The following is a 24,760-nucleotide window of genomic DNA, read 5'->3' as shown; positions in this document are numbered from 1 at the left end:
TTTTTCCCATTTATATTGTTATTATGTCATCTTTAAATCTATACTTGATTTTGCGAGTAAGTTTTTCTAAAACATCAAAATTGTCAAATGTTGTCATAAAAAAGTCGTTTAGCGCAAAACCATATAAATTTATGCCTTCTTTTTCACAATAATATAAGTTTAGTAACGTTTGGTTTATACATCCAAGTTTGTTTGGCACAACTACAATAGTTCTTAGGTTCATTCTTTTTGGTATATCAACTATAAAGTTATTTTTGTCTAAAGGCACTAGTAAGCCGCCAGAGCCTTCTACAATTGTATAATCAACTTCCTCGCTTTTGAGTCGAGATATTGCTTCATCTACTGGAAAATTTTTAAAGATGAAATATGGAGCTAGGGGTTCTTTTCCAAAATACAATGTTTTTGCTTCAGCTTTTGATTTTGACACAAAGGCACTGTCATCATCTTCGGGGTAACCAGTTTGAACTAGTTTAATATATTTTGTTTTCTTTCCCTCACTTAAAAATTTTTTTGCTAGGAGATAGGAAAAATAAGTTTTGCCTACTCCAGTATCTGTAGCGCTTATAAAAAAAATCATCTATTTAATACCTCCAAATATGATTGGTGTGCCGCCTCAACCAAGGCTTCAATTTGATGCGGCTCTATTATATATGGTGGAAGAAAGTAAATTATATCTCCTAAGTTTCTAAGTAAGGCGCCTCTCTTAAGCGCTTCTCTGTAGATATTAAATCCAATTCTTCTTTTCCAATTAAAGGGCTTTTTTGTTTTTTTATTTTCTACAATTTCAACAGCGCTAATAAATCCAATATGTCTAATTTCTCCTACATGACTTAATTCACAAAATTTATCTTCTATAAGGCTTCTCATATATTTGTACTTTTCTTTGTTTTTCTCTAGGACATTCTCTTCTTTAAATATTTTTAAGGTTTCAACAGCTACAGCAGAGGATATGGCATTGCCATTATAGCTGTGACTGTGTAGGAAGGCTTTAAGAGTTATATAATCATCATAAAAAGCTTTATAAACTTCTTCGGTTGTAAGCACTACTGAAAGAGGTAGATAGCCGCTTGTTATTCCTTTTGAAAGGCACATAAAATCCGGTTTAACATTTGCCCATTCACACGCAAACATCTTACCTGTTCTTCCAAAGCCAGTTGCAATTTCGTCAAGGATTAAATGAATTCCAAGTTCTGAGGTAAGATTTCTTAATTTTACCAAGTATTCAGCGGGATAAATTTTGAAACCGCCTGCAAATTGTACTAGAGGCTCAACTATTACAGCGCATATCTTTTCGCTGTTTGACATCAATATTTTTTCGATATCTGAAAAGCATTCTGTATTGCAGGTCTCTCTTGAATATCCGAATTTACACCTATAACAATCTGGAGAAGGGGAAACAATATTTTTTGGCAAAATATTTTTATAAGCCTTTTTGTATAAATCTTCACCGCTAACAGAAAGCGCGCCTATAGTTTCGCCGTGATAACCATTTTTTAATGATACAAATTTTTTTCTTTTTCTTTGACCTATGTTTTGAAAGTAGTGAAAGCTCATCTTAAGTGAAATTTCTACTGCACTTGAACCAATTTCTGCAAAAAACATTCTAGAAAGATTGTCCGGCACAACTTCTGAAAGAAGCTTTGCTAGTTCTAAAGCTCGTTCGTGTGTAAAGCCGGCAAAAATTACTTGCTCAAGTGAAGCAATCTGATTAGAAATAGCTCTGTTTAATCTTTCATTGGAATGTCCAAAGAGGTTTACCCACCAGGAGGATATTCCGTCAATGTAAGAATTACCTTCAAAGTCGTAAAGATACACCCCCTTTGCGTTTTTTATCTTTATTAATGGATATTTTTCGTGGTCTTTCATCTGTGTACAAGGATGCCAAATTTGTATCAACAAAATACCTCCTAAAGCATAATTATTGTAGTGATTTATAATATTTATATGTTTAAAACACTCAATAATTATAGATCAGAATTTGTCTTACTTACCCTGGTTTTGTTCATCCTTTTTGGAATAGGCACATGCATATTTTTTTCTTTACCACTCTTTTTAGGATTAATACCTGCATATTGTATTTTGTTTGTTTACCTTTTAGCTTTAAAAAATGGCTTTATCCAACTACTTTTTGTTTCATTAGAGGGGGTACTGATGGTAAAAGAGGTAGTGGGTATACTTATAGGTGTTGGAATAATGCTTCCTTCATTCGCACTGTCTGGGACTCTAAACGAAATACTAAATATTTTTATATCTACCTTAAATCCAAGATATCTAGCTTTGTTTTCGTTTATATTTGCATCAATTCTTTCTTTGATTGTTGGAAGCATTACTGGTGCTTTGTGTATTCTTTCTGCTCCAATTATGGCGCTTTCAAATAGTGTACACTACCCATCTTATTTGGTGGCAGGTGCTCTAGTTTCTGGTGCAATGCTAGGGGATAGAACTTCTGTTTTTTCTTCTGCGCTTAGATTGACTGCAATATGTGTGGGGGTTGATGTGAAAACTCACTTTATGGCAATTTTACCTACTACGATAATTTCTGTTATTTTAATTTTAATCTTTTATTCATTAGTTTTGCCTCTTTTTTTTGAACTTTCCATTAATTCAGTTAACTTAAATATTAATTATTTGTCAAAAATTTCCTATTTTAAATTGCTTCCTATTTTAATCTTGCTTGTTTTGTTTATGAAGAAAGTGCCACTTTTTTTCTCTTTTCTTCTTTCATCTATATTTGCCCTCATTATAAGTAGTGTAAGTTTTAACATTAATCTTATGCAATATATTTTTTATGGAATAAGCATTTGGCCATTCAATCACTTAAACGGTATTTTTTCTATGTTACCCTTGGTAGCACTTGTTTGTATCTCTTCTGCATTTAATTCACTGCTTCAGAAGAGTAGACTTCTAGACTCCTTTATAAAGAGAATCATAAACCCTAAAAGCTATAATCAGTCAGTTTTTAGAGTCATAGTTCTCAATCTCATATCCTCAATGCTTTTTTGTAATCAAGCCTTGCCCATAATGCTTGCTGCACAGCAATTAAGAAATGAATGGAAAAAGTCGTTTAGCCTCTCTCTTTTGTCAAGAGTTATTGCAGATAGCGCGCATGTCTTTCCAGGAATTGTTCCCTGGAATCTACTGGCTCAAATATGCGCAATTTTACTTGGGGTTAAGCCAATATATTATATACCCTTTGCACTTCTTTTGTGGATCTTACCGATAACAAATCTTCTTTTTAGCTTTTTTGCTCAAAAAGATTAAATAAAATAATTTTTTTTAATTTGATTTGTCATTAATAAATTCAATATATTCATAATTATTCCTTTTGGAAAAACAATATTGTTTTATGGTAATTGAGTCTATAATAAAAATATAGTCAATATAAAACTAAATACTGTGAAGTACACCCCCTAACTATAATTAGTCTTGCCTTGAAAGAGCGAGGGTAAGACTAATTTTTTTTACCATTAAGATTAAACAAGCAAAGCATTGATTTCCAATTTAGAACTAAATGTAGAATCGCAAAAACACAAAAGACTATCCCAAATTCTACGTGCAAAAACAAAACCCAGGACGGTAAAAGAAGGCTTATAAGACCATCGTATTTAAGTGAAAGGATCATTCCAAGAGTTGCAGATATTACAAAAGATATTGCTAAGACAAAGTTACATATTTTTAGAAGTGTTTGTTTTTTTATTATTTTCTTCTGTACTAAAAAGCTAGATACTAAGGAAAAAAGAATTGCTAATATGGACAGTGTTCCTGTATTATAACTTTCAATAATTGAGCGTCTTCTTTCTCTGTTTGCTGCTTCAGCTATGTCGTCACCAAACAATGGTTGTGTGCTTTTAAAGTTTTCGTCTGTATTGGGTGAATAAGATGGATTTATATTGGATGTAGATTTTGGAGGTGGCTCTGAATAGTCACAGTAGCCATCGTTGTTTGTGTCAATGTATCTTGAGCATTTGCCAGGATATGGGTCATATTGAAGCCCTTTTGGGCATTGACCCCACACCTCGCTAGATGAATCCGCAAGTGAATCTGAGCTAATTGAAAACAACTTGAAAGCAACAAAGCTACCAATAAGTTTTTTAATAAAAGATCTTCTGCTGCACACATTGCACATCTTTTACCTCCGAACTCACACTTTTTTATAAAGTACGTTAAGAATATGCTAATAGTAACAAAAAAAAGAAGAGAGCATTGTCTCTTCTTTTTTTTGTATTCCAAAAAACCCTTAGACCAAGGGACTAGCAGCCCGGTCCTCAGGAACTTTGTGGTGGAGCAAATAATTCACCGATTTTAGTCATCCAAAATTCTGCTTCCTCAGTCATGCCATACGTATTAAACACGTATTCTGATTCTGTTTTAAATTTTTCCATCTTATCTGGCAATATAAGGCCTGATCTTGCCATCGAGAGAATGGAATAATAGACTAATCTCGAGTAAAGTCCAACAAGTTCTGGCCTTTCTTTTAAAGAATCTATAACAATATCGATACTTTTTCTGAAATCGTCAATTGAATCTTGAGTTTTTGCTACCTCTACGTTGTTTATACCTCTGTTCATATAAGTTATAGCAAGGTCTAAGTTAAGAGAACTGTCAACTTTTGTTTCTTTTTCTAAAATATCTATGGCCTTGTTAAAGGCTTCAAAAGAAGATTCAAAATTGTTCATATTTTTTTGTGTAATTGCAAGCTGATTTAGAGCATGAGTATAGAGTCCGGCATTGGAAAGAGAGCCATTTTTGTAGCATTCTTCATATAACTTAATTGCTTCTTTGATTTGAGAAAGGGCTTCATCAAGCTTGCCCATCTGTCCTAAGTTTATTCCCTTGTGCGTTAATAACCGAGCAATATCTTCCTGATTTTTACTAAAATTTTCGCTAAAAAGAAACCTTCTAAGAGAAATCGATTCATCAAGATCTTTCATTGAACCTTCAAAATCTCTGCCATAGGCTCTAATAAGACTTCGTATATCCAGTGCAGTTGCAAGAATGTCTTTTTCTTCGTTTGTTTGACTTTCATAAAGCTCATCAATTAATTCTTGTAACACTTCCCTTCCTTGGTCGAGCTCGTTTTTGTTGACTAAGTCAACGGCATTTTGTAGCTTTTCTTTGTAATTGGTTAATGACATAATTCCTCCAAAAATTTTATTTACTAACTCACTTTATAAATACTATCTTATTTTTTTAAATTTGTGTAGAAGTTTGTGTAAACAATATTTTTTGGATCTTCACTCTTAGGAGCTAATATGATTTAATATATATAATGATATCTTTAACTAAAAAGGCAATAAAACTAATTGAAAGTAGCGGCAAAGAAATATATATCTTGCCATCGAGGGATTTGTTGTGTAGCACTTGAGGAACTGGTTCAGGAATCCCATCAGTTAGATGGGGAAGACCTAAGAAAGAATTTGATAAGTATGTTTGTATGTATTTTAATGATATTGTAGTTTATATACCGAAAAATTTTTCTTACGACAAAGATCTAGTGGTCGATGCAAAGAGAAGCTCTTATGGCAAGGAATATATTTTTATATATGCTTTAGATGGAGGTAAAGATGCCTAAATTTGAATTTGATAAAGAAGCTAAAGAATATATAAAATCAAAGGGTTCAAAGATTTTTTTTATAAATGCTTCATCATGTTTTTCTTGAAGTAGGGTTCCTTTGCCTCCCTCAGTTAGAGCGGGAGAACCACTTGAAGGTATAGCCTATAAAGTTTTTGAACAGGAGGGAATAGAAATTTATATACCAAAGGAGTTGAACCTTAAGAATAAGACAAGAATTGGTTTGAAAAAATTTTTATTTTTCAAAGAACTTATAGTGGTAGCTTGATATGTTTAAGGGTACTCTATTTAAAAGTTCTCTTTCAAGATATATTTCATTTAGAAAATCTTTAAAAAATTATCAGGAAAAAGGTTTTGCAACTTCGTTAAGTAAAGGTTTAGAAAAGATAAAATATGAAATTTTTAAAGCAAAAGATTTCTGGCAAGATCTAAGAGTTGTTAAGATAAATTTTGACTACTCTCCTAAAATTCCTGTTCAACATAAAGATGTTGCGTTTACTATAATTAACAAAGACGAGATGCACTACGCTCTTAATTTAAGGGATAGCTTTTTAAGAAATAATCCAGAAATTGATTTTGTAGTAGTAGTTGTAGACCTTTTAAAAGATATTAGAGAGTTTAGACTCTTTAATGAGTTAGTATCTAAAGGCATTAAATTTTTTTTCTTGTGTGAGCTTTTGTCAGAAATTTCCTGCAGAGATATGCATAAAGTTCTTTGGACATCCACAAAGGACGAAGCGAAAAACTGGATTTTGCCGTATGTTTTCGAATACTTTGCTTATGTTGGCTTTAAGAAGAGTTTGTACTTATCGAAAAATATTTTTTGCCTTTCTGACGTAAGGGGCTTATACGATCTTTTGGACGATTATGACGTAATTCGTTTCAAAGAATCAATATATGCCTTAAAAAACACCGAAGCTAATATTTCCTATTTCCATAAGAAAGAGATTTCAAAGCTTAAATATCTTGAGCTAGACGATTTGCAGTATACTTTGACTTTTTATAACGTTAAAAAAGAAGATATCGTATTTAAAGAATCTAGTTATTTTGTAAACAGAAAAAATCAACTTAGGAAATTGTCACTTTTTGAATTTAGTGGATTTTATTTAGATGACCTATTTTTGTTCGATCATGTGAGCTTTTTTGGATCAATAAACAAATCATATGTAAAGTTAATAAATGAATACTATAATAAAGACTTTTTCCAGAACAAAAGAAAGTTTGAAGAATTGCCATATTATTTCGAATACCTCCCATTAACAAAAATAAGAGTACCTCTTGAAGTAAGAAAGAGGTACTCAGAAGAAATATTTAAGAGATTTAGAAATCCATATTTACCTGACAGTGAGAACGTAAGAGCAATACTTTCCTTTCTACACCCAAAATATAGTTCTATAAGCAGGTTTGCGAGATGTGTGATCGAGTCGAGGCAGGATTTAAACTTAGCTTTTTCCAGTACGGGCACAATAAACACGGCAGCATTGAAGGATATCTTAAGGGTTAATTACAACCTCACTTATACTTCTCGTATTGAACATAGTTCCTTTGGGATAAATATTGTTGGGTTTTTTGAATCAAAAATTGGACTTGGAGTTCAGGCGAGATCTTTTTTTAGAAAGGCCTCTTCACTGGGCATTCCATGTTCTCTTTTCTTTTTGCCCGTTGCTTCAAATTTGAGAGTTTCTGAAGAAGAGATTAAAAATATCGCATGCTTTAATGTTAATAATCTGTCATTTAATAACACAATATTTTTCATTAACTCAGAGGATTTGGCTTATCTTAAAGATATATCGAGTAATATTTTTAGAGGCAGAACGTCTGCAATCTGGAATTGGGAATTTGACAAATATTTTGATGACCCAAGGGCTTTTTCTTTGGTGGATGAAGTTATGTGTTATTCGGATTTTGTAAAAGGTGCTTTAATAAAAGCTGGAGGAGAAAAAGTATATAAATTCCCATATCCATTCACTTACGATTGGAGAATATTACAACACAGAAAGAATCTTCGAGCAACCTTTGGTTTTTATGATTCATTTGTTTTCATGTTTATTTTAGACTTTTTCAGAGATTTTGACAGAAAAAGGCCGTTTTTGCTTCTGAAGGCTCTCTCGAGAGTTGTAAGAGAATGTAGCGATGTATATCTAATTTTTAAGACTTTTCAGGCTGCAAAATATTCTGAAAATCAAGTAAAACTTACAAAATACATTAAAGAATTGGATATTATTGACAATGTTGTGTTTGTAGACGAAACTACAAATAGAGATGGTTACATTACAATATTAAATGCTGCTGATGCGTATGTTTCGCCTCACAGCTGTGAAGGTATGGCTCTTCCTTTAATAGAGGCTATGTGGCTTGGAAAGCCAGTTATAGCTACAGCGTATGGTGGGAATCTTGAGTTTATGAATAAAGATAATTCCATACTTTTAAGCTATAAGTTTGAAAAAATAGGTCAGAATAATTCAGGATATAACCCAGATTGGGAATGGGCGCTCCCTGATGAAGATGAGTTGTATAGTGCTATGATTAAATTGGCTAAAGATAGAGATTTTGCTAGAGAACTTGGAGAAAGGGCAAGAGCTTTTGTGATGGAAAAGTTTTCCGTCCAAAACTTTTCCAAAGAGATGCTCAACTTTTTTGAAAGAGAAAGTAAATGATTGTAAAAGATGAAATTAAAAAAGCAATATCTGAATCGCTGGAGCTAAAAAATAGACTGCTTTCTGATGATAAATTTTTAGAAACTGTTAAAATGAGCGTTAAAGTTATATCTGCAGCGCTAAGATCTGGGAAAAAACTTTTGATTGCTGGAAATGGCGGTAGTGCTGCTGATTCTCAGCATATTGCAGCAGAGTTTGTTGGAAGATTCTTATTGGAAAGAAAAGCACTAAGAGCTATAGCTCTTACTACTGACACTTCAATTATTACTGCTGTTTCAAATGATTTTGGATATGAAAGCGTTTTTGCAAGACAGATTGAGGCACTGGGTGAGATGGGCGACGTCTTTTTTGCAATTTCAACAAGTGGAAATTCTAAGAATTTAATAAAGGCTTTAAGAATTGCTCAACTTTATCATATAAGCACAATTTCACTTACAGGTATGACTGGCAACGAAATGGAAAAACTATCTGATATTTGTATAAGCGTCCCATCAAAAAAAGTGCCAAGAATACAGGAGTGTCATATTATGATCGGACACATAATTTGTGATATGGTTGAAAAGACTCTTACTTCAAAATCTACTTGATTCAACCTATCTTAAATAAAATTAGTTTTTTTGTCGATAATTCGATAGAGTAATTATTTTTTAATAAAGGAGTATATAGTCTAAAGACAGAAAGGAGGTGAAGAATTGAATTCCTTGCCTTTAGTTAATTTGCCCATAGTGCAGTCTGGCAATTCTGTGTCAAATCAGAATCAGTCATCTATCTCACAGGACGAAGCCTTCTCTTCGATTTTAGAACAAATTGTTAGCGAAGCTACTCAAAATGAGACTAATGTAGCTCAAAGCTCACAAACCAATGTCCAAGCACCTACATCAAAATCTCAATTGCAATCTGGAAATGAAAGTAGCGATCAGAGCGTTTCAGGACAAATGCAACCTTCTGTCGTGCCAATTTCAGTATCAAATCAAATGCCAATTATAAATTTGCCAGTTCAAATTCTTGCTCTTCAGGGCTCAAATTCATCTCAGGATCAAATCAGCACTCAAAGCTCTTTAAAAGAGCAAACTAACGCAAGCATCAATACTCTTACTCAACCGAATACCCAGATCCTAGGACCACTGCAAGACGTTCAATTAGTTTCTATACAGCCACCTAATATTTTACTCACAAACCAAAGTAAAGATCTTGGTAATTTAATAAATAATGACAATATGCCTGCTAGTGTTCCTGTTTCTGAAAGCACTGTTATAAACCAGTTACTTTCAAATGTTTTAAATTCTCCTCCTGTCTCAAATTCTCAAATAAATAGTGTTGCAACTAATTCTCAAAGTAACTCTAATGTATCAAGTACTTTGCAAACAAGTAATCAAACTCCATTCTTATTAGATACCCAATTAAATATTTTTCAAGCACAATCAGCGCCTCAAAGTACACCTGTCCAAGCTGCTAATTCCACACTTTCTAATCAGCTAGCTCAGAACAATATTGTGCCTAATTTTAGCTATATTCAAACATTACAAACCCCTGGCAGTATGTCTCAGGATAATTCTGGAGCAAATGCTGCTACCTTAAATACTTTGTCAAATCTTTCGCAAAATTTAGAGACAATTTCTAACAAATCATCTAGCATCCTACAGTTAATGCCAAATTTGCAAGTCGTTATAAATCAATCAAATTTGCCAAATTCTGTTACAGGACCTCTTTTATCTTCTCAGAACCTAAACCAAGAAGCCTTTATCTACCAAAATCAGGTTGCGGCACAAAATATCTCAAACAATATTACTTCTCAGATACTCAGCAACTTAAGTATACCCTCTTCTGTGAACTCTCAAATTAGTGCTGCTAACATTCTCTCCCGACAAATAATCTCCAACTTTAATCAGACAAATTCTTTGTCTAATTCACCTGATAGCAAATTAACAAGTACAAATGAAGCTATTCTTTCAGGCTTGCCTAATGTTTCTATATCAAATAGCAGTAATATGGTGATGCCAAATCAGGGGATATCTTATCACTCCATTTCACTCGACGCTTATCAAAAGATTCAGAATATGATGCAGGATTTGAGATTTAATTCTCCAAAGGATATAGAATTTTTGCTAGAACCGCCAGATTTGGGCAAAGTAAAATTAAACGTTTCACTTGATAAGGCTACAAACTCTGTAAACATGACGTTTTTTGTTGTAGACGATCTTGCAAAGCACGCCATTTTGTCAAATATGCAAGATTTTAGGCAGATTTTGCAGTCAAATGGTTTTGCAACAAATAACGTAAACGTCTATGTAAACTCTGATCAAAAAGGCCAAGGATTCAGTCAGGATTTCAGTCACGTAATTTATCCTTTAGATAATAATAATAATGTTTCTTTAGATACTGCGCTTATAACAGGTATCCAAAGCCTTAAAAGCGGTGTTGATATAAGAGTTTAGAAAAAGGAGGCATTAAAATGTCAGTTTCAAGCGTTGGTTCAACGAGTAATAGTACTAGTGCAAGTTCTAATACCAGTTCAAGTTCGAGCGCTAATAGCCTGGCAAGCACCAATGCTTTTTTGACCCTTTTAATTGCTCAGCTAAAAAATCAGGATCCTCTTGACGCTATGAGCACAAACGAGTTTATGAACGAGTTATCAGCTCTTACTACCACACAACAAATGACAAACATGAGTAATTCCGTACAAAATTCTATGACAAACATAAACAATCTGTATGCTACCAACTTAATAGGTAAAAAAATTCAGTATACCGCTGCTGACAACAGCACACAAAGCGCTACAGTTACCCAGGTTACTATAAAAAATGGAAATCCTTCTTTGGTATTAGATAACGGTTCTACTATAAATCTTTCGAGCGTAGTAAGCGTTTCATGAAGATAGATAAAATTCAAGGACAAGGCACTTCTAATAGCAGTTTTCCAAAACTTCAGTCAGATTCAAGTTTTGCCCAGATTTTAAACAGTGAACTTAGTAACATAAACCTTACAAATCACGCCTCAAAGCGCCTTGAATCAAGAGGTATAAGTCTTAGTTCTCAAGATATTTCAAAGATGAACTATGCTATGGAAAAGCTTTCAAAAAAAGGTTCAAGAGAATCTCTTGTGCTTATGGACAACAGGGCTTTTGTAGTCAATCCTAAAAGCAAAACTATTATAACTGCTGTAAGCCAGGAGAATTTAAAGGATAACGTTTTTACAAATATTGATAGTGCAATAATATTATAAAATGGGCTGGACCGCATGTCGGAGGCCCTCGAAAAGTTAAGGAGGGTGAAATATGTTAAGAGCTATGTCTTCTGCTGTTAGTGGTTTACAAAATAACCAAACAGCTATGGACGTAATAGGTAATAACATCGCAAACGTTAATACTATTGGTTTTAAGGCGAGTACAGTTACCTTTTCTCAAATGCTTTCTCAAACTCTCAGCGGAGCGTCAGCTCCTCAAAACGGTTTGGGGGGGATCAATCCAATGCAAATTGGTCTGGGCACTCAAATCGCTGCTATTTCTACTCCATTTACTAGTTCTTCTACTGAAAATACTGGAGTAAATACCGATCTTGCTATACAGGGCAACGGCTTTTTTATCGTGAACAACGGCTCTCAAAATTTTTATACCAGAGACGGCTCGTTTAACGTAGATGCAAACGGAAATCTTGTAAATAGTGCAGGTCTTAAGGTTCAAGGTTGGCAGGCTGATTCTAGTGGTGTAGTAAATCCCTCAGGTCCTGTGTCTGACTTGAAGATTCCAATAGGACAGTCTATGCCTGCAAAACAGTCAAACAACATTACTATGACGGGGAATCTTGACGCATCCCAGTACGCGAACACATCATCTTCTACTACTCCGTATGCCGTTACGTCATCTGGGGCAATATATGATTCTCTTGGCGTATCCCACTCTGTTACCACAGTTATTACCCCAACTGGTACTCAAAACACATGGAAGTGGAGAACTCTTACAACTCTTCCGTCTGCTGATGTTCCAAGTAAGACCGCTGCTGCTCCTAGTGGACCTGCTACTGCAACAGGGAACATAACCCTTTCTTTTAATGGCTATGCAATCCAGAGCATTGTTGGAGACAACGTGCCCTACAATATATCTATTACAGTTCAAAATGGTGACACGACCTCTACAATAGAACAGAAGGTCATAAACGCTATAAACAACGATCAAATACTGAAAAATTATTTTGTAGCAAGCAATAATAGTGGTAGCGTTAATTTGCAGTCAAAATTGGTGGATCCGACTGGTACTTATGGAACGAACTGGTTAACAATCACTGAGAATGATGGTTCAACAGGAGCTGCTACAGGGCTTAATAATTTTTCTTATGCTTCATCTGATGTAGGTACTACTCCTGTTTCAAACGTTTATGCTACTTCTGGCTACGGTACACTAACATTCAACTCTAATGGCTCACTTTCAAATGTTACTACTACTTATCCAACTCCCTCTACTTCTACAGCAACACTTTTGATAAATCCGTCAACAGGTGCTTCTACTCCATGGACTCCCACAATTAACTTTTCCGGCATGACGCAATACGGAGGATCGTCTAGTCTAAACTTTGCTAGCCAGGACGGTTATTCTTCTGGTTCTTTACAGAGCTATTCTATAGATCAGTCAGGCGTTATTACCGGAACTTATTCTAATGGTCTTACAAACGCTATAGGTCAGATTGCACTAGCTAATTTCCCAAATCCATCAGGCTTAACCAGTAATGGATCGAACATATATAGTACTTCTTCAAATTCTGGAACTGCCCAAATTGGTGCTGCTGGTTCTGGCGGTATAGGAACGATTATTCCAAGTGCCCTTGAAATGTCCAACGTAGATCTTTCCCAGCAGTTTACGAACTTGATTACTACTGAAAGAGGTTATGAGGCGAATGCCAGAGTTATAACCACATCTGATCAAATGCTTCAGGATTTATTATCGCTAAAGGCTGCTCCGTAGGAGTTTGTGAATTTTAGGAGGTTAAAGTTATGGATAATTCTATTTTTACTGCTGTAAGTGGTGCCCTCTCCAGCCAGAGTGCTCTGGATGTAGTGGCAAACAATATTTCAAACGTTAATACGACGGGGTTTAAAGAAAGCAACCCTACTTTTGCTGATGTCTTGTCACAAGAGCTTTCATTTGCAACCTCCAGGACAAACCCTCTTCAGATCGGAGCAGGATCTAAGCTTGACTCTACGTCGCTATCTTTTACTCAGGGACCAGTTCTAACTACTAACGACCCTACAGATTTTGCAATCAGCGGTAGCGGATTTTTTGTTGTTTCTGATGGGACAAATACCTATTATACGAGGGATGGATCCTTTAGCCTAGATAGCAACGGCAACCTTGTAACTGCAGATGGTTTGTATGTACAAGGTACAAATGGTAATATAAATATCGATACTACATCTAAAAATTTCGTAAACTTTACAGTTAAGCCGGACGGTTCAGTTTATTCAAATTTCTCGAATGGGCAGTCTGTTTTGGATGGGAAAATTATGGTAGTTGATTTTATAAACAAAAATGCACTTATAAACGTAGGAGGAAATAATTTTAGTCCATCTGTAAATTCTGGAAATCCAGTAGCGCTAAGCAACGGTTACTCAATAATCCAAAATGCTTTAGAAGGTTCAAATACTGACCTTGCAACTCAGATGGCCAATTTAATCGATTATGAAAGAACTTATCAGGTAAACGCTCAAGCTATTACTACAAGCGATAGTATGCTTCAGACTGCAATAGGACTTATAGTATGATAAAATTAACAAAGTTAAACGATGCAGAGTTTATCTTAAATTCAGATTTGATAGAATCTATAGAGAGTTCACCTGATACGACTATAACTCTTTTTACAGGAAAAAAATTTATGGTAAAGGAGACTCCCGAAGAAATAGTTGAAAAAATAATCGAGTATAATAAAAAGGTAGGTTTAAGGTTTGCCCAGGCCAGAATGCAAAACACATCCGAAAACAAGGGTTAATATATGGACATAGCAACAGTTGCAGGCTTTGCCATTGCTTTTGGCTCTATAATGTTATCTGTCATTATTGAAGGTGGGTCATTTTCACACTATTTGAGCCTACCAGCTTTTGTGTTGGTGCTTGGTGGAACTACTGGTGCAGTAGTCATAAACACAACAGTGGATCAATTAAAAATGGTTCCAAAAATTGTTAGAAAGGCCTTTTTTGCACCTAAGGATAATCCTGTGACAGTTATAGATCAGATTGTAAGGCTTGCTGAAAAGGCCAGGAGAGAAGGTCTGCTATCACTTGAAGCCGAGCTTGAGGGCGTTGATGATATGTTTATGAAAAGAGGAGTTCAGCTGGTAGTAGATGCTGTTGATCCTGAACTAGTTAGAGCAATTTTAGAAAATGATTTAGAGATAATGGAAGCGAGACACAAATTGGGCGAAAATTTCTTTGTAGGGTTGGGGGGATTTGCGCCCACTTTAGGTATTCTTGGTACGGTTATGGGTCTTGTTCACATGCTTGCAAATTTGGAAGATCCAAGTGGCGTCAGTCAGGCAATTGCTGGCGCCTTTATAGCTACTCTATATGGTGTTGGCGTAGCTAACCTTGTGTTTTTGCCCATTGCTGGGAAATTGGGCGTTAGGAGCAAAGAGGAAACGCAAATTAAGACAATGATAATGGAAGGCATACTCTCAATACAGGCAGGGGATAATCCAAGAATAATAGAAGAAAAATTGAAGGTATTTTTGCCCCCTACGCTAAGGTTAGCGTATGAGGCACAAAAAGAAAAGGAAAGAGTTAGTGCATAATGGCTGATGTTTTAAGCCAAGACGAAATAGATGCAATCCTAAATGCCTTTAATACAGGTCAGGTTAGCGCTGATCTGCTTGAAAAAGAGCCAGAAAAGACCGTAAAGACTTACGACTTCAAAAGACCTAGTAAATTTTCTAGAGATCATCTCAGAACGCTTGAACTGATCCATGAAACGTATGGAAGGTTAGTAGCGACCTCTCTTTCAAGCCTGGTAAGAGGCAGCATGAGGTTAGATTTTTCTGCAATAGATCAAGTTCCTTACGAAGAGTTTATAAACTCGCTAATCCCCCCTGCAATGATTGTAATAATTAGTTGGGAAAATACCGGACTATCAATGGTTTTGGAAATGAATTTGAACATTACTTTGGCTCTTGTGGACAGATTGTTAGGAGGTTCTGGACTCCCACCGCCTAGTCCAAGAGCTCCAACAGACATAGAAAATGCTTTAATTGCTAAGCTTGTTGATAGGCACCTTGTAGCCCTTGAGGAGGCATGGAGAACAGTTTACCCTGTAAGTCTTACCTTTGTAGGAACAGAAACAAATCCTGAATTTGCACAAATTGTCCCAGCGAATGAAATGGTGGTACTAATTACTATGGACATAGGCATTGGAGATCTTAGTGGTATAATGTCCTTAGCAATTCCATATAGTTTGTTAGAACCAATAGTTAATCACCTTTCTGCTCAAAGATTTTTTGTAAAGAAAAAGGCAGAAAATGACATAGAAAGAGAATACGTTTATCAACATGTTTTGAACGTAATGGTTAACTTGCAGGTATGTTTGGGACATATGCATATTCCTTTGAGAGATTTGATTAATTTAAGAGTTGGTGACACTTTATTGTTAGATACGAAGGTTGATAAACCACTTGATGTTAAAATAGAGAAGAAACAAAAATTTTTAGGAGTGCCTGGAAGGGTTGGTAAGAATTTGGCAATAAAAATTACTGAGGTGTTGAGGGAATGAACGTATGAATCTAACTGACGAACAAATAGATGCTATTGGTGAAGTCTTAAATATGGCTATGGGCTCTGCAGCCACCACTCTTTCACAACTGGTTAATAAAAAGATATCGATTACTTCTCCAATGGTTGACATAAGCGATATTGAACAGATTGCAGCTGATTTCGAAGACAATTCCATCGGCGTGATGATAGGTTATGAAGGAGAAGTGGAAGGTTCCTCTTTGCTTGTTGTTAAAAAAACTGATGGTTCAATTATTGCTGATCTTATGATGGGCGGAGAGGGAAATCCAGAGCTTCCATTCGATGAACTTGCTGAATCGGCTCTGCAGGAAGCTATGAATCAAATGATGGGAGCAGCTTCAACGGCTCTTGCTAGCCTTTTAGGTGGCAGGATTAATATAATGCCTCCTAGTGTAGTCAATTTTGATGAACAGCCGATTGTAGAATCGCTGAAGCAGATAGCATCAGGGAAAGAAGCGGTAGAGGTATTATTTGATTTTACAGGAGAAAATGTTTTTCAAACGAAGTTGGTCATGATATTATCGGAGCCCGTAGCCCAAAAAATGGCTCAGATGGCTGTTAATAAAGCTAAGGCTATGATTGAAAACCAAGATGACAGCGCGTCTAAAGCTTCTTCCTTAGAGAATCAAAGCACTACTATGTCGCCTCAAAGTGCTTCACAGCCTTTAAGTGCTGCGGGTTCAACGGCTGTTAATTCTTCAATTCCTCAGTCTGGAGTTCAGCAACCCCCATATTCGTATCCGCCACAAGCATCGCAGCAAAACCCCTATAATTATCCACCACCACCATATAGTTATCCGCCACCTCCACCTACATACCAACAACAACCTCAAATACAGGCTTCTCAAGCCCAATTTCAACAGCTTCAGCCATCACCTCAAGGGGATTCGATTAACATTGAAAATCTCTTGAATATACCTCTTGAGCTTAGTGTTTCACTTGGTAATGCAAAGATGACGCTAAAAGACGTGTTAGAGTTAAGGTCAGGGTCTGTTATTGAATTAAATAAGCTTGCTGGAGAGGCTCTTGAAGTAATGATAAACGATGAGTTAATTGCTCGAGGCGAAGTGGTAGTTATAGATGAAAATTTTGGCATAAGAATCACAGAAATAATAAGCCCCAGAGAGAGGCTGGAAAAAATTTAAACTATATTTATTTTAGTAAACAATTTTAAAATCTTCAAAGTCTAAATCGTGTTTATCCTTTTTTATTTCTATGTCAATTACTTTTGAACCGGGTGATCCCTTTTTTAATTCTTTTATTAACTTATTTATTTTTTCTTCCTCTCCAACGGCTACAACCTCTACAGAACCATCGCTTAGGTTTCTAACTGTACCTCTAAGGTCTAATTCTCTAGCTATCTTTTGCGTGAAAGCCCTAAAATATACTCCTTGAACTTTTCCTATTACTTTGGCATATAGGGTCATTTCTCTTCCCTCCAAATCGCGTTTAATTTTTCCTCATCATTTGCAATTAGGTAAGCTGAATCTATTAAGTTATTTCTAAATGAGCCAGGTAATGAGCTTCTTTGCTCGGCTACCTTTCCAACTGATTTGAAAAATATGCTTGCTCCAAGAGAAGCCATTAGTAAATTATCACTTTCTATGGCTGCAAAGGAGGCAACAATAGATCCTAACATACAACCACAACCGGTTACCTTTGACATCAAAGAGCTTCCACCCTCAATTTCAAATACTTTATCACCATCACTAACAAAGTCTTTTTCTCCTGTTACCAAAACTATGGCTCTATATTTCTTAGCAGCCTCTTTTGCTATATTAGCATAATTTTTGTTAGAAGGGGTGGCATCTACTCCTATGCCTTCAGCAGGCAAATCAATAAGAGTTGCTATCTCAAAGGAATTACCCTTTATAATACTTATTTTCAAATTTTGCAAAAGATTTTTTGCTGTTCTTGTTCTAAACTTGCTTGCTCCTGCCCCAACGGGGTCTAAAATTAGGGGGAGGTTTTTAAAATTTGCATATTTTCCGGCAACGAGCATGTGATTTATTTCATCTTGCTTAAGAGTTCCAATGTTTAGCAATACTGCTGAAGCCATATTCGTTATATCATCTAATTCAACCTCTTCCAGCGCCATTATTGGAAGAGCTCCAATTGCAAGCGTTATGTTTGCACTATCGTTCATTACGACGTAATTTGTAAGATGATGAATCAAGGGTTTTCTTTCCTTTATTTTCTGTAATATTTTTTTAATCCATTCGTAATCATTCACTTCTTTGGCTCCTTAAAGTCTTATTTTAGAATCCTATATTTTATAATACTATAGATTGTTATGTAAGGATTACTGAATCTTAAAATGAACCTCTTAGTAGTTATTCTATTTTATAAATTAATAAAATTTATTAATAAATTTCTTTAAAAAACAGTTTAGTTTTTAGCGTTATAATGTTTTAAAGGGCTTTTTAGGAGGGTAGTAGAATTGCACAAAGACATATCGCAGTTTATAGACGTTAAAAGAGTTTTAGATGAAATAATAATTAAAGATGATCTAAGGATATTAGATCTTGGTTGTGGAGGAGGAGCAATCTCTATACCATGTGCAAAAATGCTTACCAAGGGAACAATATTTGCTGTTGATAAAAATACTGAAGTTTTAAACATAATGTTAAATCGTGCAAAAAGTGAAAATATTAATAATCTAATTGCTCTTAATTCGAGTTTTGAAGACTTAGAGTTTCAAGAAGAATATTTTGATCTTGTAATAATGTCTTCTGTATATCACGAATTAGAAGATGCTCCTTTAATTCTGAAAAGAATAAACAGGTGGTTAAGATCTACAGGCATACTTTCTGTAATTGAGTGGAAAAAGGAAAGAAAAGAGAATTTTGGGCCACCGGCTGTAGTTAGGGTAGAGGAAGATTTACTTCTGGGTACTCTAATATTCTCAGGATTTGATCTGATTCACATGGAAGACCTAACGCCTTCAATTTATCACGTAATATTAAAAAAATCTGACAGAATTAGTAATTCAGAACAAAAATTTTAATCAAATAAATGATTAGAAAGGGTTTAAATTGTGGTTGACGTTGAGAAAGCTAAAATTTTGATACTGCAAAATGCATCTCTTCTGGGAACGGAATATGTCTCTCTCAAAGACTCAATAGGCAGAATACTAGCTGAAGATATTAAAGTAGAAGAAGATGTGCCAGCTAGAAACCTGTCTGCTATGGATGGCTTTGCAATAAAACTGCCATGTGATGACAAGTGTAAAATAATTGGTGAGTCCAGAACGGAGAGACCCTTCCTGGGGGAGATTTCTCAAAATGAAGCTGTAAAAGTTTCAACTGGATCAGTTCTTCCAAAAGGAAGCAATGCTGTAGTTCTGATCGAAGACACGTTGGTAAGTTCTGATGTGGTTTATATTAAAAAAATGCCTTTAGAGGGAAGAAATATTTTTAAAATGGGCGAAGAATATGAAGCCGGATCAATTGTTTCTTATAATGGCTCAAAGATTTCGCCATTTGATTTTGCTACTTTTTGTAGACTTAATAAAACTAAAGTAAAGGTTTTTAAAAAGGTTAAGATATCTTTACTGGCAGTTGGAAAAGAACTTGTAAGTTGTGAAGAAGAAGGCCTTTATAAAAATTTTTTAACTCCCACTTTCGAGGAAATTTTAAGAAGGCCTCATATAGAAATTAAAAGAAATATTATATGCAGGAACAATTATGAGATTGAAGGCGAATTGAAGAAGGCACTTGATGATTCAGACATAATAATTTCTTTTGGAAATGCGTCGTTTGATTCAAGTGATGGTCTTTTTCCTGTTGTCCAAAAAATATTTGAACCAATTTTTTGGAGGGTAAAAATGCAACCCGGAAAATCTTTAATGGCTTTTAAAAAAAATAAAACGTATTATTTTGGTTTGTCTGGCAACGTTTGGGCTGCTGTCTTGGGTTTCTATCTTTTTATAAGGCCTTTGATATTTTTGCTTTCTGGTCAAGATTATAAGTTTAAATCTTTTGAGAGCGTGCTTGGGGAAGCCTTTAATAAAAATTCTAAAGAAGCAAGATTTTTGCGAGGTACTTTAATTGACAACAAGTTTTATTTTAAAAAATTTTCACAACACAGTCACTCTCTTAAAGGCTTTAGAGATATGACTCATATTGCTATGTTAAATCCTGGTCCTCCACAGGATATAGGAGCTAAAGTAAGGGTATTTGAATTTTCTTTGGAGGTTTAACAATGTATCCTTCTAAAAAGGTGCCGGTTGAAGAAAGCGTTGGTATGACATTGGGATACGATCTAACAAGAATTGTTCCTGGCAAGCACAAAGAGGCTGTTTTTCGAAGAGGACATGTTATTACTGCAGATGATATACCTATATTGAAAGAGATCGGAAAAGATTTCATATGGGATTTAAAAATTGCTGAAGACGAACTTCATGAGGATGAAGCAGCTTTAAGGCTTGCAAGCGCGATTTCGGGTGATAATCTAATTGTCAAAATGCCTGGTGAAGCTTGGGCTGATGTGATTGCAGCAAAAAAAGGCCTTTTTAAAGTTAGGGTGAGACAACTTGATGCTATAAATTCAAGGGGAGATACACTTGTTGCCACTTTGAGGAACAATACTGTGGTTGAAGAAGGCAGGGTTGTTGCAAAGGCGAAGGTTCAAGGACTGGTTATAAAGAAAAGAGAAATAGAATTAATTGAGGGTGAGTGTAAAAATCTTGGAAAGGTTCTAACCCTTTATCCATTTATAGAAATGAGAGTAGGTTTGATTGTTACTGGTTCTGAGATTTATTATGGCAGAAAAGAGGATTCATTTACGCCGCTAATTGTTAGTAAAGTAGCAAAGTTTAACTCTGAAGTAGTTATGAGAGAATGTTTACCAGATGATCCTGATCTAATATCTAATGCTATTTTAAAATTTGTTCGAAATAAAGTTCAGATCATAATTATAACAGGTGGGATGAGCCCAGATGATGTTTCTGCCGAAGGTATAAGAAGATCTGGCGCATCTGTAGTAAGTTATGGTGCACCACTTTCACCTGGTGCAATGTTTCTTGTGGCCTATCTTGGTGACATCCCAATTTTTGGTATTCCTGGAGGTGCACTTAGATTTGATCCTGGGGCATTTGACTTGTTTGGTCAAGTTGCCTTTGCTGGTTTGAGGATTACCTATGAGATGATTAGACATTCTGGGCATGGAGGCTTATTAAGATGAATCAATTCAAAGTGTGTTTTCACGTTTCAAAACTTGAAGACTGGCCGGTTGCCTTAAAAAATATTAATAATTTTATTAATGATATATCAGACGAAAGTGAATTTGATATAAAGGTTGTAGCTAACTCGGCAGGAGTATTAATTTTAACAAATGAACTAAGAAGTGAGCTTGAACCTACTATGAAAAAATTGTCTGATAAGGGGGTTATCTTTGAATTTTGCAATAACGCTCTAAATCTTTACAAGATAGATAAAAAATTAGTATTTGATTGGGCTAAGGTTGTTAAGGCTGGTATTACTGAGATAGTAAGGCTTCAAGAGTTAGGCTTTTCATATATAAAGCCGTAAATATTAAAGGGGGAGCAAAAATGAAAAAAATAATATTATTGATTTTGTTCTTTTGCTTTATTGTCAATTCTAATGCTTGTGCTCAAGGATTTGATCCAAATATTTATACCTGTAGGGACTTTGTTCAAAGCTATTCAAATGATTCTGGCAGCGTTGCTTTGCAGACACTGTGGGCATGGGGTTTTCTAACATTTAAAGACGAAAGTCTTATGTCTTTAAACAGCGATATGTTAAAGTCTTTAACTAACGAACTAAGTGAAGGCTGTTCTCAAAATTTAGACGCATCTTTTATTGAATTTGTCAGAAAATATTTTACTTTTAAATATGTAGGAAGTTCAAAAAAGGGTGAAAATGTAGCAATATTTAACCCAAAAAGGTATACATGTAAAGCGTTCTTAAGCTCTCTTAATTCAAGCGACACAACCTCAGACGACCTTGTAGGATATGCACTGATATGGGGTCTGGGATATACAGCCGCTTACAGACCAGACGACGTTGATGTAGTTGACGACCAAAGCGCTGGCACCTTAGCTGGTTTTATGAAAAATCTGGTATGTAAAGATCCGAACGAAAGTTTTTATAATTCACTTCACGAACTGTATAAAAAATTAGAAAAAAGGTAATTATTTAGCGTTTCTCATTTTTAAAAGTTTTTCTGAGATTGCGTATAAATCTTCTGCTACTTTTGATAATTCATTTATAGACATTGCTTGATCTTCTGACACTTTGGCTATATTTTGAGAACTTTCAAGAATTTGTTTTACAGACATGCTTATTTCGTTTAATGTTTCGTTTATCTTATTTGCAAATTTCATCGACTCAGTAGCAAGCTTTTGTATTTCACTGGCTACAACCCCAAAGCCCTTGCCATGAACGCCTGCTCTAGATGCTTCTATTGCTGCGTTTAAACCAAGGAGTCTTGTTTGATTCGCAATCTTTTTGATAAAAGTATTTATTGCGTCAGTTTCGTCCAATTTGTTTCTTGCTTCATGAACGATTGCTGCTGTTTCTTCGCTTGACGCAGCTAGTTCTTCAGAACTTGCCGATAGTGAGCTAAGCGTTTGGGTTAATGAAGAAGATATTTTTTGGTTTTTGTTTATAGTTTCAAATAATTTCATTTCTTCTATTCTTGCTTCTACCTGAAACATGAGATAATTTGAGATGATTTTTCCAAGAGCGTCAAACATTACAGTAAAATTTCCTATTCTCTCTCTTGGATTTATGTGGGCAGTTTTTAAAGTTTTAAGTGCTTCTTCTACGTTTTCAACTCCAATTTCAGCAAAATACCTTCTAAAGTGTTCTGTCATTTCTTCGTCAGGTTGTTTTGGCAGGCACTGTCCCCCTGCAATATTTCCAATTCTTTTGCCATAAAGCAAAATTGGAACTATAAAATCTTGAATATTTGCATGACAAAAGTAATATTGAGGTTTGCCTTGTTCCATTGCGTCTTTTCCGCGCTTTGCCGCTTCTTGCTTGCATCTTGCCAATCCCTTCTCAGTGCCGCGTATAATTTTGCCACACAGGTCAGAATGGTTTATCACAGGTATAACAGGAGTGCCCTCTGGGTCTGATACCGTTACCGCAAAATCAAGTTCTCTTGAAAGTTTATCAAAAAAATCGTATATCCATTTCTTTTCTTCCTCTGTAAGTAACTTTGATAATTTTAGCTCTTCTTCTCCAAAATAACTTATTGCCTCTTTCAATCTTTCTTCTGACGACATTTACTCCTCCTAATAGCTTTTATTAAATATAAAATATTTTAATTAATAAGTTACTTAATGAATTTTAACATCTAATCTTGGTATACTACAAAAAGTTAAGTTTTCTAAATATTCAGAATAGTTAATATATATCTTAATTAATTTTTAACTTTTTTTGATAAAATACTAACATGAGATTGAAAATTTTGTTAATAGTATTTTTAGTTTTTTACACCCTTGTTCCAAAGGCTAATGCAGGTCCTATTGATGGGAAAAAGGCTGTAATACTTCCTTATCTTGCTGAGACGACTTTTTTGGACGAAGATCCTGGATACTCTGAATCGCAAATAAGAGCTTTTGACAACACACTTCCTGGATATTCTCTTAAATACGTGGATGCTGATGATGTTAAATTGTTTGAAAAGAAATTTAAAGGGATAAATAAGGAATTTATTATGTCTTGCGCATACTTTGCCTTAGGAAGTGTTAAGAATGACGATATAGTAGTATTGCCAATTATACACCTTGTTGATATTGTTAGTCTTCCAAATTTAATTTTTGATAAATATGAAATCAATATATGGCTTGAAATAAGAATTTATAACGCAAAGACTGGAGATTTAATTTATGGAGTAGCTCAAAGGAATATAAAAACTTTTAATTCTGGTCCTGTCAAATATTTGCCTGGTGGATTTCCACAAAGGATTAGAGAGATAGAATATCTTCAATACTTACACAGCGAGATAAAAACCGCATTAAAGCCTTTTTTGTCTGGAGTTAGGATACTAAATGCTCCATATTATCCTCTCGAGAAAAAGACTTCGGGAGTTGTACCATCAATTATAGTTTTTCCCCCGCAAGCAAAAAATGGAATATATCTTGCTTCTTATGAAGAAATACCTTTTCCTATGAAGATGTTTGTAGATTCTTTAAAAAAATATAAAAGTGATGTTATGCTTTTATCCTTTCAAGATGTTGCAGCATTTAATCCTGTGAATATGACTACTGATTCAAGAGCCTTTATAGCAGACAAAATGGGCTTTAAGCCTGAAGAAACGCTCTTTTTGGTCACAACTATATCTCACGTCCCAAACTTTCCTCAACCTCTTTTATTGCCCCAGCCAATAGCATCAAGTCCTGGAGCTATTCTTGATCTTTTAAGTCTACCATCTTTTGGTGGCTCCTGGTGGGTTGGAAGATTTTTGTCTTTATCTCCAAAAAAGAAGATTCTTATGAACGTGGACTTCAAGTTGATTGATGTGGAAGGGAGAACAGTTTGGTCAGACGAGATAAAAAAAGAAATATCTTTTCATTTACACCAAAACGAAACGTGGGTCACTAGGAAACAAATTCTCTTTGAAGAGGGGAAGGTTCTTTCTGACTTAGTTCCTGAGGTCTGGCCTGACATAAACAACGCTATTAATAATTGGGCAACAGAATAGGGCTAGTTTACTTGAAATGCGAATTCTATTAACACAAATAAATTGTAATGCTTGCAATTTTGTAATAAATATTTGATAATGTGAATTAAAATTT

General features: G+C 35.0%; 27 protein-coding genes. 20 read left to right on the top strand and 7 right to left on the bottom strand.

The genetic code is table 11. The features are described from left to right. Positions 1-10 precede the first annotated feature (10 nt). The gene (bioD, locus tag THENA_RS09295) at positions 11-577 is read right to left on the bottom strand and encodes a dethiobiotin synthase (protein ID WP_013757152.1); all 567 of its coding nucleotides are present in this window, start codon (positions 575-577) and stop codon (positions 11-13) included. Continuing rightward, on the bottom strand, positions 574-1,896 hold the full coding sequence (gene bioA, locus THENA_RS09290) for an adenosylmethionine--8-amino-7-oxononanoate transaminase (protein WP_013757151.1): 1,323 nt from the start codon (positions 1,894-1,896) through the stop codon (positions 574-576). Before bioA ends, bioD begins: the two co-directional genes overlap by 4 nt. A 255-nt stretch (positions 1,897-2,151) precedes the next feature. Here bioA and THENA_RS09285 point away from each other — a divergent pair, with 255 nt between their 5' ends. Beyond that, a complete protein-coding gene (locus tag THENA_RS09285) occupies positions 2,152-3,261 on the top strand; it encodes a Na+/H+ antiporter NhaC family protein (protein WP_041438061.1) in 1,110 nt (369 codons plus the stop codon). 190 nt (positions 3,262-3,451) lie between these two features. Here THENA_RS09285 and THENA_RS09755 read toward each other — a convergent pair whose 3' ends face one another. Together THENA_RS09755 and THENA_RS09275 are read right to left on the bottom strand one after the other, a co-directional pair. Then, entirely contained in the window at positions 3,452-4,126 is a 675-nt protein-coding gene (locus THENA_RS09755; RefSeq protein WP_013757149.1) for a DUF4405 domain-containing protein, read from the bottom strand. A 139-nt stretch (positions 4,127-4,265) separates the two neighbouring features. Then, positions 4,266-5,135, bottom strand: a complete 870-nt coding sequence (locus THENA_RS09275) for a tetratricopeptide repeat protein (protein ID WP_013757148.1) — start codon at positions 5,133-5,135, stop codon at positions 4,266-4,268. 299 nt (positions 5,136-5,434) lie between these two features. Between THENA_RS09275 and THENA_RS09980 the strand changes: the two genes are divergently transcribed. The 13 genes from THENA_RS09980 (at position 5,435) to fliY (ending at position 17,138) form a co-directional block, all read left to right on the top strand. Further along, complete coding sequence (locus THENA_RS09980; RefSeq protein ID WP_013757147.1) at positions 5,435-5,572, top strand: hypothetical protein; 138 nt, start codon at positions 5,435-5,437, stop codon at positions 5,570-5,572. Beyond that, positions 5,565-5,840: a CC/Se motif family (seleno)protein gene (locus THENA_RS10210; protein WP_264175344.1), complete on the top strand. Its 276-nt coding sequence runs from the start codon at positions 5,565-5,567 to the stop codon at positions 5,838-5,840. The genes THENA_RS09980 and THENA_RS10210 overlap by 8 nt, the downstream gene beginning before the upstream one ends. 1 nt (position 5,841) lies before the next feature. Next, positions 5,842-8,229, top strand: a complete 2,388-nt coding sequence (locus tag THENA_RS09270; RefSeq protein ID WP_013757144.1) for a glycosyltransferase family 4 protein — start codon at positions 5,842-5,844, stop codon at positions 8,227-8,229. After that, complete coding sequence (locus THENA_RS09265) at positions 8,226-8,816, top strand: D-sedoheptulose-7-phosphate isomerase (protein ID WP_013757143.1); 591 nt, start codon at positions 8,226-8,228, stop codon at positions 8,814-8,816. The genes THENA_RS09270 and THENA_RS09265 overlap by 4 nt, the downstream gene beginning before the upstream one ends. Positions 8,817-8,921: 105 nt before the next feature. Next, positions 8,922-10,664, top strand: coding sequence for a flagellar hook-length control protein FliK (gene fliK, locus THENA_RS09260; protein WP_013757142.1), 1,743 nt, complete (start codon positions 8,922-8,924; stop codon positions 10,662-10,664). Positions 10,665-10,681: 17 nt separating this feature from the next. Continuing rightward, positions 10,682-11,101: a flagellar hook capping FlgD N-terminal domain-containing protein gene (locus THENA_RS09255; protein WP_013757141.1), complete on the top strand. Its 420-nt coding sequence runs from the start codon at positions 10,682-10,684 to the stop codon at positions 11,099-11,101. Beyond that, complete coding sequence (locus THENA_RS09250) at positions 11,098-11,451, top strand: TIGR02530 family flagellar biosynthesis protein (RefSeq protein WP_013757140.1); 354 nt, start codon at positions 11,098-11,100, stop codon at positions 11,449-11,451. Before THENA_RS09255 ends, THENA_RS09250 begins: the two co-directional genes overlap by 4 nt. A 52-nt stretch (positions 11,452-11,503) precedes the next feature. Further along, the gene (locus THENA_RS09245; protein ID WP_013757139.1) at positions 11,504-13,183 is read left to right on the top strand and encodes a flagellar hook protein FlgE; all 1,680 of its coding nucleotides are present in this window, start codon (positions 11,504-11,506) and stop codon (positions 13,181-13,183) included. Positions 13,184-13,212: 29 nt separating this feature from the next. Continuing rightward, on the top strand, positions 13,213-13,980 hold the full coding sequence (gene flgF, locus THENA_RS09240; protein WP_013757138.1) for a flagellar basal-body rod protein FlgF: 768 nt from the start codon (positions 13,213-13,215) through the stop codon (positions 13,978-13,980). Further along, a complete protein-coding gene (locus THENA_RS09235; protein ID WP_013757137.1) occupies positions 13,977-14,204 on the top strand; it encodes a flagellar FlbD family protein in 228 nt (75 codons plus the stop codon). Before flgF ends, THENA_RS09235 begins: the two co-directional genes overlap by 4 nt. A 3-nt stretch (positions 14,205-14,207) precedes the next feature. After that, positions 14,208-15,002 carry a flagellar motor protein gene (locus THENA_RS09230; protein ID WP_013757136.1) on the top strand — a complete coding sequence of 265 codons (795 nt, stop codon included), beginning with the start codon at positions 14,208-14,210 and terminating at the stop codon, positions 15,000-15,002. Further along, positions 15,002-15,973, top strand: coding sequence for a flagellar motor switch protein FliM (gene fliM, locus THENA_RS09225; protein ID WP_013757135.1), 972 nt, complete (start codon positions 15,002-15,004; stop codon positions 15,971-15,973). The genes THENA_RS09230 and fliM overlap by 1 nt, the downstream gene beginning before the upstream one ends. Before the next feature lie 4 nt (positions 15,974-15,977). After that, a complete protein-coding gene (gene fliY / locus THENA_RS09220) occupies positions 15,978-17,138 on the top strand; it encodes a flagellar motor switch phosphatase FliY (RefSeq protein ID WP_013757134.1) in 1,161 nt (386 codons plus the stop codon). Positions 17,139-17,150: 12 nt separating this feature from the next. On the opposite strand, the gene THENA_RS09215 is transcribed toward fliY, so the two are convergent. Beyond that, on the bottom strand, positions 17,151-17,420 hold the full coding sequence (locus THENA_RS09215) for an acylphosphatase (protein WP_013757133.1): 270 nt from the start codon (positions 17,418-17,420) through the stop codon (positions 17,151-17,153). Further along, complete coding sequence (gene thiM, locus THENA_RS09210) at positions 17,417-18,226, bottom strand: hydroxyethylthiazole kinase (protein ID WP_013757132.1); 810 nt, start codon at positions 18,224-18,226, stop codon at positions 17,417-17,419. The genes THENA_RS09215 and thiM overlap by 4 nt, the downstream gene beginning before the upstream one ends. Before the next feature lie 207 nt (positions 18,227-18,433). On the opposite strand from thiM, the gene THENA_RS09205 reads away from it, so the two are divergent. The 5 genes from THENA_RS09205 to THENA_RS09185 are packed head-to-tail and all read left to right on the top strand — an operon-like array spanning position 18,434 to position 22,147. After that, positions 18,434-19,000, top strand: a complete 567-nt coding sequence (locus THENA_RS09205) for a class I SAM-dependent methyltransferase (RefSeq protein WP_013757131.1) — start codon at positions 18,434-18,436, stop codon at positions 18,998-19,000. 30 nt (positions 19,001-19,030) lie between these two features. Then, positions 19,031-20,194, top strand: a complete 1,164-nt coding sequence (locus tag THENA_RS09200; protein ID WP_013757130.1) for a molybdopterin molybdotransferase MoeA — start codon at positions 19,031-19,033, stop codon at positions 20,192-20,194. Positions 20,195-20,196: 2 nt separating this feature from the next. Then, complete coding sequence (locus THENA_RS09195; protein WP_013757129.1) at positions 20,197-21,177, top strand: molybdopterin-binding protein; 981 nt, start codon at positions 20,197-20,199, stop codon at positions 21,175-21,177. Then, positions 21,174-21,524, top strand: a complete 351-nt coding sequence (locus THENA_RS09190; RefSeq protein WP_013757128.1) for a DsrE family protein — start codon at positions 21,174-21,176, stop codon at positions 21,522-21,524. The genes THENA_RS09195 and THENA_RS09190 overlap by 4 nt, the downstream gene beginning before the upstream one ends. A 20-nt stretch (positions 21,525-21,544) precedes the next feature. After that, the gene (locus THENA_RS09185) at positions 21,545-22,147 is read left to right on the top strand and encodes a hypothetical protein (protein ID WP_013757127.1); all 603 of its coding nucleotides are present in this window, start codon (positions 21,545-21,547) and stop codon (positions 22,145-22,147) included. Here the strand turns inward: THENA_RS09185 and THENA_RS09180 are convergent, their stop codons facing one another. After that, positions 22,148-23,245, bottom strand: a complete 1,098-nt coding sequence (locus tag THENA_RS09180) for a PocR ligand-binding domain-containing protein (RefSeq protein WP_013757126.1) — start codon at positions 23,243-23,245, stop codon at positions 22,148-22,150. 170 nt (positions 23,246-23,415) lie between these two features. Between THENA_RS09180 and THENA_RS09175 the strand changes: the two genes are divergently transcribed. Next, positions 23,416-24,666 (top strand): hypothetical protein, encoded by a 1,251-nt coding sequence (locus THENA_RS09175; RefSeq protein WP_013757125.1) that lies wholly within the window; start codon positions 23,416-23,418, stop codon positions 24,664-24,666. The last annotated feature ends 94 nt before the right edge of the window (positions 24,667-24,760 follow it).

The organism is Thermodesulfobium narugense DSM 14796 (genome assembly GCF_000212395.1).
Classification (GTDB): Bacteria; Thermodesulfobiota; Thermodesulfobiia; order Thermodesulfobiales; family Thermodesulfobiaceae; genus Thermodesulfobium; species Thermodesulfobium narugense.
Note: the sequence above shows the minus strand (reverse complement) of the source record. Positions and strands in the feature narration are given on the sequence as shown.

What these genes read in the sequence shown, in the direction of transcription:
- THENA_RS09250 (WP_013757140.1), top strand. Translation starts at nt 11,098, where the DNA reads ATGAAGATAGATAAAATTCAAGGACAAGGCACTTCTAATAGCAGTTTT.
- THENA_RS09235 (WP_013757137.1), top strand. Translation starts at nt 13,977, where the DNA reads ATGATAAAATTAACAAAGTTAAACGATGCAGAGTTTATCTTAAATTCA.
- fliM (WP_013757135.1), top strand. Translation starts at nt 15,002, where the DNA reads ATGGCTGATGTTTTAAGCCAAGACGAAATAGATGCAATCCTAAATGCC.
- THENA_RS09270 (WP_013757144.1), top strand. Translation starts at nt 5,842, where the DNA reads ATGTTTAAGGGTACTCTATTTAAAAGTTCTCTTTCAAGATATATTTCA.
- THENA_RS09175 (WP_013757125.1), top strand. Translation starts at nt 23,416, where the DNA reads ATGAGATTGAAAATTTTGTTAATAGTATTTTTAGTTTTTTACACCCTT.
- THENA_RS09265 (WP_013757143.1), top strand. Translation starts at nt 8,226, where the DNA reads ATGATTGTAAAAGATGAAATTAAAAAAGCAATATCTGAATCGCTGGAG.
- THENA_RS09195 (WP_013757129.1), top strand. Translation starts at nt 20,197, where the DNA reads ATGTATCCTTCTAAAAAGGTGCCGGTTGAAGAAAGCGTTGGTATGACA.
- THENA_RS09755 (WP_013757149.1), bottom strand. Translation starts at nt 4,126, where the DNA reads ATGTGCAATGTGTGCAGCAGAAGATCTTTTATTAAAAAACTTATTGGT.
- bioD (WP_013757152.1), bottom strand. Translation starts at nt 577, where the DNA reads ATGATTTTTTTTATAAGCGCTACAGATACTGGAGTAGGCAAAACTTAT.
- THENA_RS09255 (WP_013757141.1), top strand. Translation starts at nt 10,682, where the DNA reads ATGTCAGTTTCAAGCGTTGGTTCAACGAGTAATAGTACTAGTGCAAGT.
- THENA_RS09215 (WP_013757133.1), bottom strand. Translation starts at nt 17,420, where the DNA reads ATGACCCTATATGCCAAAGTAATAGGAAAAGTTCAAGGAGTATATTTT.
- THENA_RS09275 (WP_013757148.1), bottom strand. Translation starts at nt 5,135, where the DNA reads ATGTCATTAACCAATTACAAAGAAAAGCTACAAAATGCCGTTGACTTA.
- fliY (WP_013757134.1), top strand. Translation starts at nt 15,978, where the DNA reads ATGAATCTAACTGACGAACAAATAGATGCTATTGGTGAAGTCTTAAAT.
- THENA_RS09180 (WP_013757126.1), bottom strand. Translation starts at nt 23,245, where the DNA reads ATGTCGTCAGAAGAAAGATTGAAAGAGGCAATAAGTTATTTTGGAGAA.
- THENA_RS09285 (WP_041438061.1), top strand. Translation starts at nt 2,152, where the DNA reads ATGGTAAAAGAGGTAGTGGGTATACTTATAGGTGTTGGAATAATGCTT.
- THENA_RS09190 (WP_013757128.1), top strand. Translation starts at nt 21,174, where the DNA reads ATGAATCAATTCAAAGTGTGTTTTCACGTTTCAAAACTTGAAGACTGG.
- flgF (WP_013757138.1), top strand. Translation starts at nt 13,213, where the DNA reads ATGGATAATTCTATTTTTACTGCTGTAAGTGGTGCCCTCTCCAGCCAG.
- THENA_RS09980 (WP_013757147.1), top strand. Translation starts at nt 5,435, where the DNA reads ATGTATTTTAATGATATTGTAGTTTATATACCGAAAAATTTTTCTTAC.
- THENA_RS09245 (WP_013757139.1), top strand. Translation starts at nt 11,504, where the DNA reads ATGTTAAGAGCTATGTCTTCTGCTGTTAGTGGTTTACAAAATAACCAA.
- THENA_RS09230 (WP_013757136.1), top strand. Translation starts at nt 14,208, where the DNA reads ATGGACATAGCAACAGTTGCAGGCTTTGCCATTGCTTTTGGCTCTATA.
- THENA_RS09185 (WP_013757127.1), top strand. Translation starts at nt 21,545, where the DNA reads ATGAAAAAAATAATATTATTGATTTTGTTCTTTTGCTTTATTGTCAAT.